General features: G+C 64.3%; 12 protein-coding genes and 1 pseudogene. 7 read left to right on the top strand and 6 right to left on the bottom strand.

The annotated features are described in order from the left end of the window. Positions 1-22 precede the first annotated feature (22 nt). The 3 genes from nrdE (at position 23) to AC5RWD_RS09685 (ending at position 4,625) form a co-directional block, all read left to right on the top strand. Positions 23-2,179 (top strand): class 1b ribonucleoside-diphosphate reductase subunit alpha, encoded by a 2,157-nt coding sequence (gene nrdE, locus AC5RWD_RS09695; RefSeq protein WP_494019812.1) that lies wholly within the window; start codon positions 23-25, stop codon positions 2,177-2,179. A 96-nt stretch (positions 2,180-2,275) separates the two neighbouring features. After that, a complete protein-coding gene (gene nrdF / locus AC5RWD_RS09690) occupies positions 2,276-3,250 on the top strand; it encodes a class 1b ribonucleoside-diphosphate reductase subunit beta (RefSeq protein WP_494019811.1) in 975 nt (324 codons plus the stop codon). Between the two features lie 328 nt (positions 3,251-3,578). Further along, the gene (locus tag AC5RWD_RS09685; protein WP_494019810.1) at positions 3,579-4,625 is read left to right on the top strand and encodes an MsnO8 family LLM class oxidoreductase; all 1,047 of its coding nucleotides are present in this window, start codon (positions 3,579-3,581) and stop codon (positions 4,623-4,625) included. A 135-nt stretch (positions 4,626-4,760) separates the two neighbouring features. On the opposite strand, the gene AC5RWD_RS09680 is transcribed toward AC5RWD_RS09685, so the two are convergent. Next, positions 4,761-5,348 carry an RBBP9/YdeN family alpha/beta hydrolase gene (locus AC5RWD_RS09680; RefSeq protein WP_494019809.1) on the bottom strand — a complete coding sequence of 196 codons (588 nt, stop codon included), beginning with the start codon at positions 5,346-5,348 and terminating at the stop codon, positions 4,761-4,763. Between the two features lie 306 nt (positions 5,349-5,654). Between AC5RWD_RS09680 and AC5RWD_RS09675 the strand changes: the two are divergent. Both AC5RWD_RS09675 and AC5RWD_RS09670 read left to right on the top strand, forming a co-directional pair. Continuing rightward, positions 5,655-5,765, top strand: a pseudogene (locus tag AC5RWD_RS09675) (NAD-dependent dehydratase); the annotation flags it as partial. A 245-nt stretch (positions 5,766-6,010) separates the two neighbouring features. Then, entirely contained in the window at positions 6,011-6,844 is an 834-nt protein-coding gene (locus AC5RWD_RS09670; RefSeq protein WP_494019808.1) for an aldo/keto reductase, read from the top strand. A gap of 105 nt (positions 6,845-6,949) precedes the next feature. Here AC5RWD_RS09670 and AC5RWD_RS09665 read toward each other — a convergent pair whose 3' ends face one another. The 3 genes from AC5RWD_RS09665 to AC5RWD_RS09655 are packed head-to-tail and all read right to left on the bottom strand — an operon-like array spanning position 6,950 to position 8,988. Then, on the bottom strand, positions 6,950-7,717 hold the full coding sequence (locus AC5RWD_RS09665; RefSeq protein WP_494019807.1) for an SCO1664 family protein: 768 nt from the start codon (positions 7,715-7,717) through the stop codon (positions 6,950-6,952). Then, positions 7,717-8,271, bottom strand: coding sequence for a DUF3090 domain-containing protein (locus AC5RWD_RS09660; protein ID WP_494019806.1), 555 nt, complete (start codon positions 8,269-8,271; stop codon positions 7,717-7,719). The genes AC5RWD_RS09665 and AC5RWD_RS09660 overlap by 1 nt, the downstream gene beginning before the upstream one ends. 24 nt (positions 8,272-8,295) lie before the next feature. Further along, on the bottom strand, positions 8,296-8,988 hold the full coding sequence (locus tag AC5RWD_RS09655; RefSeq protein WP_494019805.1) for an MSMEG_4193 family putative phosphomutase: 693 nt from the start codon (positions 8,986-8,988) through the stop codon (positions 8,296-8,298). Between the two features lie 367 nt (positions 8,989-9,355). Here AC5RWD_RS09655 and AC5RWD_RS09650 point away from each other — a divergent pair, with 367 nt between their 5' ends. Both AC5RWD_RS09650 and AC5RWD_RS09645 read left to right on the top strand, forming a co-directional pair. Beyond that, complete coding sequence (locus AC5RWD_RS09650) at positions 9,356-10,192, top strand: hypothetical protein (RefSeq protein WP_494019804.1); 837 nt, start codon at positions 9,356-9,358, stop codon at positions 10,190-10,192. Positions 10,193-10,225: 33 nt separating this feature from the next. After that, the gene (locus AC5RWD_RS09645; protein ID WP_494019803.1) at positions 10,226-10,792 is read left to right on the top strand and encodes a hypothetical protein; all 567 of its coding nucleotides are present in this window, start codon (positions 10,226-10,228) and stop codon (positions 10,790-10,792) included. A gap of 56 nt (positions 10,793-10,848) precedes the next feature. Here AC5RWD_RS09645 and AC5RWD_RS09640 read toward each other — a convergent pair whose 3' ends face one another. Then, positions 10,849-11,667, bottom strand: a complete 819-nt coding sequence (locus AC5RWD_RS09640) for a hypothetical protein (protein ID WP_494019802.1) — start codon at positions 11,665-11,667, stop codon at positions 10,849-10,851. Positions 11,668-11,757: 90 nt separating this feature from the next. After that, positions 11,758-15,162 (bottom strand): Ig-like domain-containing protein, encoded by a 3,405-nt coding sequence (locus AC5RWD_RS09635; protein ID WP_494019801.1) that lies wholly within the window; start codon positions 15,160-15,162, stop codon positions 11,758-11,760. Between the last annotated feature and the right edge of the window lie 913 nt (positions 15,163-16,075).

The following is a 16,075-nucleotide window of genomic DNA, read 5'->3' as shown; positions in this document are numbered from 1 at the left end:
GCCCGAAGGAAAGGACGCGTCCATGGACACGGCTGTTGAAAAGCAGGAGAAGCCGGCGCTCCCTGCTGCCTACAAAGGCCTGGGCTACCACGAGCTGAACGCGATGCTGAACCTCTACGGTCCGAACGGAGAGATCCAGTTCGAGGCTGACCGCGAGGCTGCCCACCAGTACTTCCTGCAGCACGTGAACAACAACACGGTCTTCTTCCATGACCTCGAGGAGAAGCTCGACTACCTGGTGAAGAACCAGTACTACGAGCGCGAAACCCTCGACCAGTACACGATGAACTTCATCCGTGACCTGTTCAACCGCGCCTACAAGAAGAAGTTCCGCTTCGAGACCTTCCTGGGCGCCTTCAAGTTCTACACGTCCTACACGCTGAAGACGTTCGACGGCAAGCGCTACCTTGAGCGCTACGAGGACCGCGTCTGCATGGTGGCGCTGCACCTGGCCCGCGGCAACGAGGAACTCGCCGCCCGCCTGGTGGACGAGATCATTGACGGCCGCTTCCAGCCGGCAACTCCCACGTTCCTGAACGCCGGGAAGGCCCAGCGCGGCGAGCTCGTCTCCTGCTTCCTCCTGCGCATCGAAGACAACATGGAGTCGATCGCCCGTGGCATCAACTCCGCGCTGCAGCTGTCCAAGCGCGGCGGCGGCGTGGCGCTTTCGCTGACCAACATCCGCGAGCACGGGGCGCCGATCAAGCAGATCGAAAACCAGTCCTCCGGCGTCATTCCGGTCATGAAGCTCCTCGAAGACAGCTTCTCCTACGCCAACCAGCTGGGTGCCCGCCAGGGCGCCGGTGCTGTCTACCTGCACGCCCACCACCCGGACATTCACCGGTTCCTTGACACCAAGCGTGAGAACGCGGACGAGAAGATCCGCATCAAGACCCTCTCCCTCGGCGTCGTCATCCCGGACATCACGTTCGAGCTGGCCAAGAAGAACGAGGACATGTACCTGTTCTCGCCGTACGACGTCGAACGGGTCTACGGCGTGCCGTTCTCGGACGTGTCCGTGACCGAGAAGTACTACGAGATGGTGGACGACGCCCGGATCAAGAAGACCAAGATCAGCGCGCGCGAGTTCTTCCAGACCCTCGCGGAGATCCAGTTCGAGTCCGGTTACCCGTACATCATGTTCGAGGACACCGTAAACCGGGCAAATCCGATCGACGGCAAGATCACCATGAGCAACCTCTGCTCGGAGATTCTGCAGGTCTCCACGCCGTCCCTCTACAACGAGGACCTCACGTACCAGACCGTCGGCAAGGACATCTCCTGCAATCTCGGTTCGATGAACATCGCCAAGACCATGGACTCCCCGGACTTTGGTGCCTCGATCGAGACGGCTATCCGTGCCCTCAGCGCAGTGTCGGACATGTCCTACATCAACTCCGTGCCTTCCGTCGCCGAGGGCAATGCCAAGTCACACGCCATCGGTCTTGGCCAGATGAACCTGCACGGCTACCTGGCGCGTGAGCGGGTCCACTACGGTTCCGAAGAGGGCCTGGACTTCACCAACATCTACTTCTACACGGTGCTGTTCCACGCCCTGCGGGCCTCCAACAACCTCGCCATCGAAACGGGCCAGAAGTTCGGCGGCTTCGAGAAGTCCAAGTACGCCAGCGGTGAGTTCTTCGACAAGTACACGGAGCAGGAGTGGGCTCCTGAGACGGAGCGGGTCCGTGAGCTGTTCGCCGGCACCCCCATCCCCACCCAGGATGACTGGCGGGCGCTGAAGGCTTCCGTCATGGAGCACGGCATCTACAACCAGAACCTCCAGGCCGTGCCGCCGACGGGCTCGATCAGCTACATCAACAACTCGACGTCCTCCATCCACCCGGTGGCGGCGAAGATTGAGATCCGCAAGGAAGGCAAGATCGGCCGCGTCTACTACCCGGCGCCGTACCTGACGAACGACAACCTGGACTACTACCAGGATGCGTACGAGATCGGCTACGAGAAGATCATCGACACCTACGCCGCTGCCACCCAGCACGTGGACCAGGGCCTGTCCCTGACGCTGTTCTTCAAGGACACCGCCACCACCCGCGACATCAACAAGGCCCAGATCTACGCCTGGCGCAAGGGCATCAAGACGCTCTACTACATCCGCCTCCGCCAGCTCGCGCTGGAAGGAACTGAGGTTGAGGGCTGCGTCAGCTGCGCCCTGTAGTTTCAGTTTCAACTAAATCGTGAGAGTACGACGGCGGGCGCCCGCCCGCCGTCGTACGCTTGAAGTAAGAACCCACCCAACTTTTTAGGGGATGACATGACCGAGAAGGTCAAGCTGCTGAGCCACGTCGAGGCCATCAACTGGAACCGCATCCAGGACGACAAGGACGTGGAGGTCTGGAACCGCCTCGTCAACAACTTCTGGCTGCCGGAGAAGGTGCCGCTGTCCAACGACGTCCAGTCGTGGCACACGCTCACCCCGGCGGAGCAGCAGCTGACCATGCGCGTGTTCACCGGCCTGACCCTGCTGGACACCATCCAGGGCACCGTCGGCGCCGTCTCGCTCATTCCGGACGCGCTCACACCGCATGAAGAGGCCGTGTACACAAACATCGCCTTCATGGAGTCCGTGCACGCCAAGAGCTACTCGTCCATCTTCTCCACGCTGGCCTCCACCAAGGAGATCGACGAGGCGTTCCGCTGGTCCACCGAGAACGAGAACCTTCAGAAGAAGGCCCAGATCGTCATGGACTACTACCAGGGCGATGACCCCCTGAAGCGCAAGGTGGCCTCCACGCTGCTGGAAAGCTTCCTGTTCTACTCCGGCTTCTACCTGCCGATGTACTGGTCCTCGCGCGCCAAGCTGACCAACACGGCTGACCTGATCCGCCTGATCATCCGCGACGAGGCGGTGCACGGCTACTACATCGGCTACAAGTTCCAGCGCGGGCTGGAGACTGTTTCCGAGGCCCGCCGTCAGGAGATCAAGGACTACACCTTCGAGCTGCTCTTCGAGCTGTATGAGAACGAAGTCCAGTACACCCATGACCTCTACGACGGCGTCGGCCTGGCCGAGGACGTCAAGAAGTTCCTGCACTACAACGCCAACAAGGCGCTGATGAACCTGGGCTACGAGGCCATGTTCCCGGCGTCCGTCACTGACGTGAACCCGGCCATCCTGTCGGCCCTGTCGCCGAACGCCGACGAGAACCACGACTTCTTCTCGGGGTCCGGCTCCTCGTACGTGATCGGCAAGGCCGTCAATACCGAGGATGAGGACTGGGACTTCTAGTTCTCTTGTGAGATCGATGTGCCGGGCGGGCCATCTGCTTCGAAGGCTTGCAAGCAGATGGCCCGGGCCGTTTTGTTCCACCCAGAACGGGCGATGGTAAATCTGGCGATTAGTTCTCCCAGGCGCTCCGAACACGTGTTCGCGCACCCAGCTACCCGCCACCATGCCGCGCCCCCACGAACAGAGGAACCCAAGCGAGTTCCAAAGCGTCCCGCTCCGGCTCGGAGTCGTCTGTCTCTGCGGGCCAGTTGAGCTGAACCCGGCTGTCGACCGTGGTTGAAAGCCTTCCGGAGCGGAATTCTTCCTCGCCCGGAGTGGTTCCAGCAGTATGGCCCTTCCCCTTCCCCGGATTTCCATTCTCGACCGTGCCAACGCCCGGGACGGGTTTCCTGCTGCGGACGCCCTGAACCGGGTGCTGGAACGGGCCCAGCGGGCCGAGGAATGGGGTTACCACCGCTTCTGGGTCGCAGAGCACCACGCGGTGCCAGGCATTGCCGGTTCCGTTCCGGCCGTGCTGATGGCTGCCGTTGCCGCCCGGACGCACTCCATCCGGGTCGGTTCAGGAGGCGTCATGCTTCCCAACCACCAACCACTCGTGGTGGCCGAACAGGCGGCCACGCTGGAGGCTCTGCATCCCGCGCGGATCGACTTGGGTGTTGGCCGGTCTGTCGGTTTCACCCCGGCAGTGCGGAATGCGCTGGGCGCCGGGAAACAGGAGGCGGAGCGGTTTGAAGACCAGCTGGCCGAACTGCTTGCTTACCTGTCGGGAGCGGCGCCAATCACTGCCCGGCCGCGGAACGATTCGGCCACACCGGTATTCGTACTGGCCACCGGTTCGGGAATCGATATTGCAGCCCGTGCCGGCCTGGCGGTGGTGCTGGGCGGGCCAGCCGTGTTCCGGAGGGATCAGAACGGCACACTCCCGGCGCTGGAAAGGTACCGCTCACAGTTCCGTCCATCACGCTGGTTCGAGCGGCCCTTCATCCTGGTTTCCGCCGACGTAGCAGTGGCCGCCACCCGCCAGGCGGCGAGGGAACTGCTTCTGCCCGAAGCCGTCGCGCTGGCCCGTTCCAGGACCACCGGCGAATTCGCTGCCTTGGCGCCCGTGGGTCCGACCGAGTGGGCCGGGCTGACTCTCCGGGAAAAGGAAGCGGTCGAAAAGAGCCTGTCCACATCGCTCTACGGCACGGCCTCCGAGGTGCGGACCCAAGTCCAGCACCTGCTCGCGACCTCCGGAGCTGACGAGTTGCTGATCACAGGCGGAGCCTTCGACGTCGCGGCACAGGCGGAATCCGATCGGATCCTGGCCGGGCTCTTCGCCCAAGACGAGCGCCGCAGCACGGGCGACGTCCGTGGATTCGCGGCATCCCATTGACGCCCACCTGACTTGACACCACCTAGCGGCCTCCCGGGCGCGAGCAGCCAATCCGGCCTGGCCCGGTCCTATTAATGGCCTGCGGTGGAGGAGCTACTGCTCGGCGCCGTGCAGGGGGACTACTGCACGGTTGCCCTACTTGATCCGAATCGCGTCAAGCAGAGCCGGGAGCCTTGTGACGCCGTCGTCTGCCATGAAGTGTCCTGCACCCGGGTGGACCTGCAGCCGTGCGTCCAGGCGCCTGGCGAGGTCATCGGATGCTGCCGGCGGCACGAAAGGATCCGTGTCGGAGCGGAGCACTGTTCGTGCCCTAATGTTTGTTACTACCCGTTCAACCTCAACGTCAGTTGCGAGGAAGCCATCGAGTTCCGGCAGTGCTTCCAGTGGTTCAGCGAAGCCTGCCACCAACACGAGACCGCCCAGCTCCCACGGCTCCTCCAGGGCCGCTAGTACACGTAGGACAGTGACTACACCGAGGGAGTGTGCCACAACTACGGTTTTCGCATCGGGCATTCCCAGTGCCGCGCTGACAGCCTCCTCCCATGCTGCCTTGTCAGGAGCGTCTGGGTCGGGGAGAGGGACCACTGTGACTGCTACGCCTTCAGTTTCGAGGACGCTTTGAAGCCAAGGAAACCAGTTGGCATCCGGCGAAGATTCGTACCCGTGCACGATGAGGACGCGCCGGACGGATCGAACCGGGACGTTACTGGCTGTTTCGGTCATAGCCACAGACTCTATAGGGTCAGCCGGGCCGTCGCCGTTGATAGTGAAAAGAAAGTTATTGCTACTTCCTTGACCTCCGGATTGTCGATGTCAGGACTACCCGGTACCCCGGCGTCCGATGTTATATCCTCCAGAGCCCAAGGCCAGCTAGAGTGCGACTGCGCGGACTTCATCGGCCCGGTGCATCAGAACGCTCCAAGCCACGTGCCGCTCCTGGCGGACGGTCTTGCGGAGCTCCGGCACCCACTCTTCGGCGGACGCCTGTCTCCGGCAGGTGCCGGGGTGAAGATGGCCTTCTTGATGGTGGTTGCAGCCGTCGCTGCGGCCGTCCTGGAGCTGCCCGCCGCAGTCGGCCGGACTATCGGGTTCCGTGACGGCAGCCTGCCCATCGCTGCAGCCCTGGCGACGGTGGCTTAACCCATTCGGGGAAAGCGGCACATGGAGCAGCCGGGAATCACCGGGACCTCAGAAGCCGCACGGCGCCGATCCCGGACTTAGGGTACCTATCGTGCCCTGATCCGGGGGAGTAGATTGAACAAACACGTTGCTGCCGGGCAGGGTCACCGGCCGTGCTGCCAGCAGCACCACCCGACCATCCGGCAGTATCAACCGGCGGGCATTCATCTCACTGCGGGAACGGGCATTTTCTGACGGGAGTTACGATGCGCGAGATACTTCTTCCGTCCGGTGAAGCTGTTCCGGTGCTCGGGATCGGAACGTGGGGAATGGGTGAGGACCCCGGCAGCGCCGCCCGGGAGACGGCTGCGATCCAGATGGCCCTGGACCTTGGGCTGTCCGTGGTCGATACCGCCGAGATGTATGGCAACGGCGCCGCCGAGGAACTCGTTGGCAGGGCGCTGGCAGCACGCCGCAATGAGGCGTTCCTGGTCACCAAGGTCCTGCCGCATCACGCCACGCTGCGCGGAACCGTCGCCGCTTGCGAGGGCAGTCTGCGGCGCCTTGGAACGGACAGCATCGACCTATATCTGCTGCATTGGCGGGGCATTGTTCCCTTGGCCGAAACCCTCGAAGCCTTCGAATCCCTGCAGCGCGCCGGAAAGATCCGGCACTGGGGCGTCAGCAACCTCGACGTGGCGGACATGGAAGACCTTCTGCGCCTGCCCGGCGGACAGAAGGTCGCGACCGACCAGGTGGTGTACAACCTGACCCGCCGGGGCATTGAGTTCGATCTGCTGCCCGGGTGCATCGGGCGGGGCATCCCGGTGATGGCGTACTCGCCCCTGGAGCAGGGCCGAATGCTGGACGATCCCGTGCTGGTACGCATCGCAACCGAACACGGTGTCAGCCCCGCACAGATCGCCCTCGCCTGGGTGCTCAGGCAGCCGCTCGTCCTGGCGATTCCGAAGGCCTCAAGCCCCCAGCATGTCCGGGAATGCCACCATGCACTCGACGTTCGGCTCACGCCCCGCGACTTGGCTGATCTCGATCGCTCCCATCCCCCGCCCACCCGCAAGCGCGTGCTTGAGGTGATCTAGGCGGCGCCTTCGCAATTCCATTCCGGGCGCACATGCCCCGTCCATACACACCACGTCAGGAGAACCAGCCATGGACGTGATGGGCGTACCTCAGTTCAAACATCCTTAAAACAGCGGCCAGGGCACCGAGGGCATCTCGCCGCTTGGAGCCGGGAATCGCCCTGCCAAACGCAACCGTGTGCAGCGCGCGGCGAGTGAAGCGACTTCTTCGGCGCTGAGCAAGTTCGCCAGGTTTCGGCCCAGCTCACCGCGCAGTCCTTCGATGACACGATCGATGCCGTCGCTTTCCTTGTCGGTCAGTGTGTCTCCCAGCCACCCCCAGAGCACGGTGCGCAGCTTGTGGTCACGGTGAAAGGTGAGCCCATGGTCCACGCCGTGCCGGTGTCCGGATGACATGGCAAGAATGTGATCGCCTTTGCGGTCAGCGTTGTTGACGACGACGTCGAACACCGCCATGCGTCTGAGCTCTGGCGTGTCCTCGTGTATGAGGGCGACCACCCGCCCCTTCTCATCCTGACCCTCGAGGACGTGTTTCCACCCGCTGTTCGGTACGTCGTCCGCCGCAACGAGATCCACCGCGTTCTGGTCGGGGTCAGTCTCCTGCCACAGCTGGACCATTCCCTTGCCCAAGGGACCATCGCGCAGCCAGGTGCGTGGCACCACATTCCAGCCGAGGACCTCTGAAACCAGGTAGGCGGCGACCTCCCGGTGGGCGAGGAAGCCGTCGGGAAAATCCCACAGCGGTTTCTCCCCGGCGATCGGCTTGTAGACGACCGCGGTGTCGCCGATGGTGCCCAGGAAGGTGGCGTTCGACGCCGTCGTGATGCGCCCGGTCAGCGTGAGCCCGGCAGTCAGAAGGTCGGGTGCCAGCATCAGACCTCGGGCAGGGTGCAGACGTGCCCATCGACGTCCACGGGATAACCGCACAGCGGGCAGGCGGGACGCCCGGCGCCCACCACTTCTCGTGTGCGCTTGGCGAATGCGCGGGCGGTGCCAACCGGCATCCGCACCAGCAGCATTTCGGGCACGTCGGCGTCATCCTCATCAAGCGATTCGTCGTCGTCATCCGCGTCGACATCGGTGATCGGGTAGGCCTCTATCACAACCTGCGCCGTCGTCGGGTCCCAACCTAAACTCATGGCGCCGGTCCGAAACTGCTCCTGAACGGCCTCGAGCTGGTCATTGTCAACCAATTCAATGGGAGTAGTGGTGGGAACGCTGTGAGGGTTGCCCTCGACGTTGAGAAGCTGGTCGAGGATTTCGTCGATTTTCTCAGCGAGCAGGGCCGACTGCTGCTTCTCCATGGCGATACTTACGATCTGACTCCCTGCCCGCACCTGCAGGTAGAACGTCCGTGCCCCCGGAAGGCCAATGGTGCCGACGACGACCCGATCAGGCCAGTCGAACTCATGAACACGTGTAGGCATAAGAGCATTTTAGGCACAGGCGCTTCATGGCGCCTGTTGCCCTGCACCGCCGCCCACCGGTGCGTCGACAGAGTGGGTGCTGTTCGACAGCCAGGACAGATCCCCGGCCTCGGTGTTGGTCGCGTAAACGCTTGGCCGAGTGGCGCTGTAGCGGACGATTGATATGGAGGCAGGGCTCACGTTAATACGCTGGAACAGGTCGAGGTGCATGCCAAGCGCGTCGGCAAGGATTGATTTGATGACGTCACCGTGACTCACCGCCACCCACACGGCTCCTGGCCCGTACTCGGCTTCGAAGGCTGCATCGTGGCGGCGAATGGCTGCTACCGCTCGAGCCTGCATCGCGGCCAGGGATTCACCGCCGGGAAAGACGACGGCGGCCGGCTGCGACTGCACAACCGACCACAGATCTTCGGTTGCGAGATCACTGAGCGTACGGCCCTGCCACTGGCCGTAATCGCATTCGACAAGATCGGGCTCCAACGGCGCGTACGGAGTGCCAGCCTGGCGATCGAGGATGAGCCGGGCGGTCTGCTGACAACGCTCCAGAGGGCTCGATACCACCCCAACTACGGGCACTGCCGCGAGGCGCTCTCCGGTGAAAGCCGCCTGCTCGCGCCCGACTTGGTCCAGGTTGACACCGGCGGCCCGACCGGCCAGCAGTCCAGTGGCATTGGCTGTGGTGCGGCCGTGCCGCACGAGAATAACTGTCGCCATCCACCCAGCCTAACCACCCGCTGGACGGCAGTGTTTACCCACGCTTTGGACGTTGCCGGCCACGTAATCATTAGCGGTGTATGAAACGGCATCGGGTGACGCCCATGCTGCCCGAGAAGGTAGCCGTCGTGATGGCGTGGGACTTCACATTGCCCATCAATTTCGCGAACTAGGTCAGTCAGCCGACATGGGCGGTAGTCCACCAGTACCGCGGAATCACGGTGGTCCGTATCTGGCGCTTTTCGCCAAGTGCCCTTGGGTCTCACAGTCGGCCAGGCCTTACACCCTGATCCCCGCATAGCAGCGTGATGGCCCTAATGGCCGGTCACCTGTAGCCTCGATCCAGGAACAGTATGGGGGTGCTGGGATGACTCGCAGCCAGCCGGTACGGCGGCGTCGGTGGTGGCTTGGTGGCGCGATTGCGCTGGCCGGGGTTACAGCAGCGGTTCCGGTCGCAGCCATCGCCCACCACGTGATCAGCGAGTCTGTTGGACGGACCACTGTGGCAATGAATGCCGACGGCACCGAGCGAACGGTATATTGGCGCGACTACCCAGGTGCTGCCGGCGTCGACCCCCAGGAAATCCTTCGGGGTCCCACGCCGGAGGAAGGCTACGCGGCCGGCCGGAGCATGATTTCCGAGATCAAGACAGCACTCAGCGTCGAATTCGGGATCGAGTGGGTGCCCGAGAATGAGCAGCCTGGCTCCAGTATCTTCCATAAACCGGTGGAAAACTCCTTCGGGGGGCAGTCGCTCCTGACCGCGGTGAACAGCCCCGGATCCCAAAGCACCAGCGTGCCTCAAGCCTGGAGCGACAAACAGCGGGTGATCCGAATCATCGGCGACGTCAGCGCCAGATACGGGTATTCGCCGCCCGCACTGGATACCTTCGACCTCTGGTCGGTTGAGGACCGAATCCGTGAACTGGGCGGGCCGACACCGGAAACGCAGGTGCTGGTTTCCGGTGCAGCGCAGGGCCAGGCTGGGCAATGGCTGTCATTCATGTTTCAGGACTTGTCGCAGGACAAGGAGGGCCGGTTTGAGGAACAACTTCGACCGGCTGACGGTTCGTTCTGGCAGCCGAACACAATCACATTGGGCTATGGGGCGAATGGGCTCCTCGCGGATGCCGACAGGCATCAGTTCAAGAGGCGGCTGGAGCCGTTCAAGGGACTCACCCCGCCGGCGCCGCTGGAGTCATAATCGGGATGATGTGAAGAGAAGGCGAGGAGTTCCATGATCCCCAGTCATCAGCAGCTGATTGGGCTCTTGGCCCATGCGGATCCCGGCTTTGTCGCGGGGGATTTTGCCACCAGGTTCAGGAGTGCTTCCGGGCCGGAGGGTGAGACGGGCTCATTCAGATACTTTCCGGGCGGGTTCTGGGAGGTCAGCCTCGATGGCAGTGGCCGGTTCGTTCTGGCGCCGTGGGGAATGCGGTTTGAGCAGGGCACAGGGTATTTCGAGGAAGCCCCGGGCAGGGGTACGCCGCCGCGTCGTCCTCCGTGGTCACTGGTGTTGCCGCGGTACTCCACGTTTCTGGGCCGGGAGGATGATGACTGGCAGCTGGACGCCAGCCGGCCGATCGTGGAGGAGTCGGGAGCGCTGATCGCTGCGCTCACGAACCTGGAGGATCCCCAATACAGGGGCACGATCACCGTCAGTTCCTACACCTACACGATTACGTCGGTCGACCTGGGCTACATGCTGGAGACGCTCGCCATCGTCCGGAGCGAACCCAACGGCGACGATTTGGCCGCGCTGGAGGACATAAAGGCCAGCGTCAAGGGGCGCAGGGGAGGCTGACCACCCCCGTGTGACTGGCAGCGCCGGACGCCACGGCCCGATCCGCGTTCTTCCGATCAGGTTTTGGCGAGCGGAAGCACCAGCATGTAGCCGGTCGGCAGATTGCTGCTCCAGCGCCGCGGCTCGCGGACGACGAACTGCGTCGCCAACTGCTCGGGGGTGAGCAGGGCGTTGGGCGCGGGGGACGGTCCCCACCGCTGGTCGCCGTACGGGTAGAGCGGATCCTGGACGCGGATGCCGGTGACCGAGAACTTTGGGAACCGGTCGGGGTCGCCGAGTGACGTGAAGCCGCTCATCACCCAGACGTGCCGGCCGCGCCACATGACCAGCCCGACCGGCCGGCCCGTGTCGGCGATGGCGCGCGCCGCAGTCCGCAGCGCTTCCTTATAGTCGGCAATGCTGACAACGGCGTAGGGCCCCATCCCGACCTTGGTCAGCACCTTGGCCCAACCCAAGGGGTTGGCACCGTTGAACGAGTTGGTAGACCGTGCCCGGGCAGCCTCCCACAGCTCGCCCTGCTGAACCCGGTCGGCCCAGATGTCGGCCCCCGTGTCGTCGATGAGATTGTGCATGATCTGGATGCTGGCCGCCACACACCACTCAAAGGTGTACTGGGGAACGAAGTCCCCCTCCTGGTAAAGGTTGAGGGCGAACACCCGGGGCACCGGTGCCGGTGTAGGAACCGATGTCGCGGTGGGGGACGGGGTCAGGTGAGGAGGGGGAACGTCACCGCGTGTGGGCAGCGGCGCCAAGGACGTCTGGATCGGTCGATCGGTCGCGGAGGCCTCGTCGAGCCGGAGAGCGGGCGAGCAAGCCGAGAGGAGGGTCGCCAGAACGACGAACCAGGCCAGACGACGGAGCAGGGCACCGACCATGATCGATCCAGTTTATCGCGATCCGTCGGGAATGCGTCGAGCGCGGACGGGACCCATGAGCCGCAAGGACGCCCGTCGCTGGGCGCATGGCTATCCGCTGACTACTCCTGTCCGAGCCGTCCAGACCAGCCGACCGCCGCGGAAATCCGATTCCCTTCCCACAGGGACCGTGTACTCGTCCGTGATCGGATAGCCGAGGCGGCCCTTCTCCCAGCCCAAAGATGCCCATTTGGTCCGGATCGCACCGTGGATCTCATGTACGCCGGTCTTGGGGGACCAGTAGATGGAGGCTCCGCCCGAACCGGAGAAGTGGGTGTACCGGCCGACCCGATCGGGCGTGGCCTTCTCGTCGGTGGTGGGGTAGCCGAGCGGGCCACTCTCAGAGCCTAGGGACGCCCATTTGGTCCGGATCGCGCCGTGGATCTCGTGCGCGCCTGTTTTGGGGGACCAGTAGATGGAGGCTCCGCCCGAACCGGAGAAGTGGGTGTACCGGCCCACCCCGTCCGGCGTGGTCATCTCGTCGGTGGTGGGGTAGCCGAGCAGGCCCTTTTCAGAGCCTAGGGACGCCCATTTGGTCCGGATCGCGCCGTGGATCTCGTGTGCGCCTGTCTTGGGGGACCAGTAGATGGAGGCTCCGCCCGAACCGGAGAAGTGGTTGTACCGGCCTACCCCGTCCGGCGTGGCCATCACGTCGGTAGTTGGAAATCCGAACATGCCCGCGGCGCCGCCCGCGGCTTTGTAGCTGGTATAGGTCGCGGCATGGACCTCATGTGCACCCGTCGCTGGCGACCAGCAGATCACCCCGCTGACGAAGTCCTGGCACTTTCCATCCGCAACGGCGTACTGTGCGGTCAGCGCCCGTCCGAGGGAGGACGCGGGGCGGCCGGCGCCAATCGATTGTGCCTTGACCGCGATTGGGTCGTCGGTGCCGTTGCCGGCGAGCATGACCTTCAGCTCGCCTTGGCCGTCATCCGCGGTGATCAGGTAGAAGGTGTCCTGAGTGCCGGCCTGCCCGAGAGCCGTCGGCGTGAAGGTCACGCTCTGGAAGGCGGACTCACCAGGGGGGATCGTGAGGCCCTCGGAGATGGGGGCGTTGGTCGAGAAGACGCCCTGCGGAGCCTTCGCCTTGGTGACCGTCATCGGGATGTTGCCGGTGTTGCTGATTGTGAAGTCAGCCGTGGCCGATGTTCCGACGGGGACGTCCCCGAAGTCCAGCGTGGACGGCATCTCCAGGCGTGCCGCACCGGAAACGGCCGTTGCGGTAAGCGGCACGGTCACGGAACCCAGGTCGCTGGCGATGACCAGCGAATCGGTCACCGGGTCTGCTGTCGCGGGGCTGAAAGTCACCGACACCGGAACCGATGCGAGCGGTTGGATCTGCTGGCCCACGGCCGGCAGCATGGTGGCGTCGACGCTAAGCTCCGCGTTGGCCGGCAGGGTTACGCCGGTGATCTCGACGACGGTCGCACCGGTGTTGACGATGTTGACGGTTTGCCGGCTGCTCGTCAGAGTCGGCACGTTGGTGAACTGGAGCGCGGCCGGGGTGGCGCCCAGGCCGTCTCGTGTGCCGACGCCGTGGATACCCAGGCGCACGGTCTCACCGTCGGCCGTCGTGACGGTCAGCGCGCCGTCAGCCTGCCCGGGTGCTGTCGGCGAGAAGGCTACCGGGACGGTGAGGCTATCGCCCGTCTGCAGCGTCCCAGTCAGGCTGCTCGAAGTTCCGATCCCGAACGGTGCCTCTGTTGTGACGGAGCTGACCGTCACTGCCCGGGTGGCGGAGACAGTGACATTGCCGGTCTGGGTGGCGCCCACTTCGGCCTCGCCCAGGTCGGTGTCCGTCGCACCCACAGCTGCAGTTGTCGGGGCACCGAAGCCATGCACGCGGCCGTCGCGCGTGCCGACGTACACCCGGCCGTTGTCAGTGGCCACCGAGGAGAATTTGGCTGCCGTGCCTATCGGGGCGCTGAACACTTGCTGAAGGGACCCGGTGCTGTCCGGGAGGGCGCGGTAGGCCCTCAGTTCCGCATTGACCCCGGTTCCTCCGGTGGAGTAGACGGCCCACACCAGGGCCGATGACCCGTCCGTGCCGGAAGAAGTCACCGCCGGCGCGCCGGACGTGTACCCGAATGTGCCCGCGGAGGTTCCGACAGAGGCGAGCCTGATTCCGCCCGTGCTGCTCGGGGCAAGCTTGAATGCGCGCAGAAAGCCCCTGTTCTCGACGGTGTAGAGATACCCGCCATCAGCCGTCCCGAGAAACGCTGGCCGTCCCCACACCCCGTTGTACGGTCCGGCGGCGTCAAGGACCGCATCGGTTCCGTCCGGCCCCTGGGCCATGCCGCCCAGATTGTCCCGGTCCAGCAGGTAGACGTGGCCGTCCTTGCCGACTTGGACCAGCAGGTGCGGGTGCTCGGCCGTGCCATAGCCGTCAGGGATGGCAACCGGCGCCCCGGAACCCAGATCGGTGTCGTTCTGGTCCAGCTTGAGGTTGTTGGCGGGGCTGAAGAAGTCGGTGGGGCTCAGATTGCCATCGCTTCCAACCTGGAGTCTGACCACCGATTCCGCGAGGGTGCTGGGAGGCGTGTTGCCCGGGCCAGCCTGCGGGGAGATGCCGTTCCCGGTGGCGAACAGGATTTGCCCGGGACCGTCGGATACCAGTCCTCCGCCGGACTGCCAGATGCCGCCTTCCGCGTTGGCGTTCCCTGACTCCGTGGCCCACATCGTCGTCTGCTGGCCGCTGGTCGACACGCCGATGACGTAGCCGACGAAGGGGGTGTAGTCGCAGTGGCTGGCGAAGCCCGCGTACACCACCCCGTTCATGAGCAGCAGTCCGGGCCGCTGCATGGCGGTCATCGCGTTGAAAGGGCGGGTCGGGTCGTTGGTGGGGGCACCGCTGATGAGCACAGGGAACCCGGCCCTCTCCAACCCGGTCGCCGGATCGAGCGAGTGCATGTACCAATGCGGAAGTTGCGGGCTCGCCCCGTCGTTCGTCTTCGCCAGCAGGAAAACGCTGTTGGTCGCCGGGTCGAAGACCGGAGTGGAGGTGATTCCAATGTTGGGCGTAAGGTCGCCGCAGCTCACGGTTGACGCCGGCCATGCAGGCCCGACAGAACGCTGCCACCTCGTCGCCCCCGTGGCGCCGTCCAGCCCGTAAACAGCATTGTTCTCCGTCGCGGCAATCACGGTGCCGCCGACCACGAGTGGCTGGGCGTAGACTTGTCCGTCCACCGCCGTGGAGAACAGTTTGCCGAAGTTCGCGGACGAGACGGACGACGGCGAGAGCGTGCTCTCGCTGCTATCCCATCCGGTCCGAAGCGTATCGTGGGCAATTGTCCCGACGTCCGCGACACCGACGCCGCTGACGGACAGTCCGCCGAATGCAAGTGCCGCCGACAGGAGTGCACTCCAGGCGCGTCGGCGTTGCCGGAACGGGCGCGGAGAGGACAGCTTTGAAGCCGAGGCGCGAGCCAACGCCCCAGCTTTTTGTTGATCGCGCATGTTTGAGACCTGCTTCAGACCGTGGTTTCACTGGGCACCGTGCCCGTTGCAGCTGGGGAATGCGGCGGGCCCCGGTTGTCCTGAGCCGGGGTCTCCCCAACCTGCCGCTTCAGGACCATCCCACTGTCGGTGGCGATCCCTAGGAAAAAGTGGGGCCGGCCCGCAAGTACTTGGTTCCCACCCCCCCAAGATGAGGGGGCAGCAAGATGAGGGGGCAGCGCGGCGCGAAAGGCTGCACGAGCCCCGCCGGAGCACGAAGCCTACGGGTTTCCAGTGCAGCTCCTCGGATCAACTGCCCGTAGGAGTCGTCCGCCGGGTCCGGTGCAAGGGGGGGGGAATGCGTTCCGGACCCGGCGATCTGAAGCTAAGGTTCGCGGCTACCTGTGCTTCAGTGACAAGGCCAGTGTGTGCCCGGCACATTATGAAATACGTGCGAAACCTGAGAGTGTGCGTCCGTTTCAACCCCCTGTTTGAGGGGGACAGTAGGCTGCCTGCAAGGTTTTCCCAAGCTGCCCGGTTGGCGAATAAACGCGTCAGCGTCTGACAGGCCGGCAACACCCAGGACCGGCTGGAGGAACTGGTGTTCTTCGTCGACCAGTTCCTTGCGGCCTCAGTGCTGGGCTATGACCCTGAGCAGCCGTGGGAAGTCCTCGTTGCCGCAACGGTGGCCTCGATTCTGCTGGCTGCGGCCTCGGAGGATCCGCCGCAGAAGGATACTGTGCTGGACGCCCGGTCAGGTGCGTCACCGGAGGAAAGGGCCAGGGTTGATTCGTTGAAGGCCGCGGCCATGCACGCTGGAGGCACTCGCCGGGCAGGGGATCCTGACGATCGACACGCATTTCCGCGTACCGCCTGCCCTGGTCCGGTGCATTGCGAACACCTATGAGGACGAAACGGTGCTGGAAGATTTGGG

The organism is Arthrobacter sp. CMU6 (assembly GCF_059090205.1).
The sequence above is the reverse complement of the archived record's forward strand: the minus strand, read 5'-3'. Positions and strand labels throughout refer to the sequence as shown.

Coding starts and splice junctions, on each gene's coding strand:
- nrdE (WP_494019812.1), top strand. CDS start 23: ATGGACACGGCTGTTGAAAAGCAGGAGAAGCCGGCGCTCCCTGCTGCC.
- nrdF (WP_494019811.1), top strand. CDS start 2,276: ATGACCGAGAAGGTCAAGCTGCTGAGCCACGTCGAGGCCATCAACTGG.
- AC5RWD_RS09685 (WP_494019810.1), top strand. CDS start 3,579: ATGGCCCTTCCCCTTCCCCGGATTTCCATTCTCGACCGTGCCAACGCC.
- AC5RWD_RS09680 (WP_494019809.1), bottom strand. CDS start 5,348: ATGACCGAAACAGCCAGTAACGTCCCGGTTCGATCCGTCCGGCGCGTC.
- AC5RWD_RS09670 (WP_494019808.1), top strand. CDS start 6,011: ATGCGCGAGATACTTCTTCCGTCCGGTGAAGCTGTTCCGGTGCTCGGG.
- AC5RWD_RS09665 (WP_494019807.1), bottom strand. CDS start 7,717: ATGCTGGCACCCGACCTTCTGACTGCCGGGCTCACGCTGACCGGGCGC.
- AC5RWD_RS09660 (WP_494019806.1), bottom strand. CDS start 8,271: ATGCCTACACGTGTTCATGAGTTCGACTGGCCTGATCGGGTCGTCGTC.
- AC5RWD_RS09655 (WP_494019805.1), bottom strand. CDS start 8,988: ATGGCGACAGTTATTCTCGTGCGGCACGGCCGCACCACAGCCAATGCC.
- AC5RWD_RS09650 (WP_494019804.1), top strand. CDS start 9,356: ATGACTCGCAGCCAGCCGGTACGGCGGCGTCGGTGGTGGCTTGGTGGC.
- AC5RWD_RS09645 (WP_494019803.1), top strand. CDS start 10,226: ATGATCCCCAGTCATCAGCAGCTGATTGGGCTCTTGGCCCATGCGGAT.
- AC5RWD_RS09640 (WP_494019802.1), bottom strand. CDS start 11,667: ATGGTCGGTGCCCTGCTCCGTCGTCTGGCCTGGTTCGTCGTTCTGGCG.
- AC5RWD_RS09635 (WP_494019801.1), bottom strand. CDS start 15,162: ATGCGCGATCAACAAAAAGCTGGGGCGTTGGCTCGCGCCTCGGCTTCA.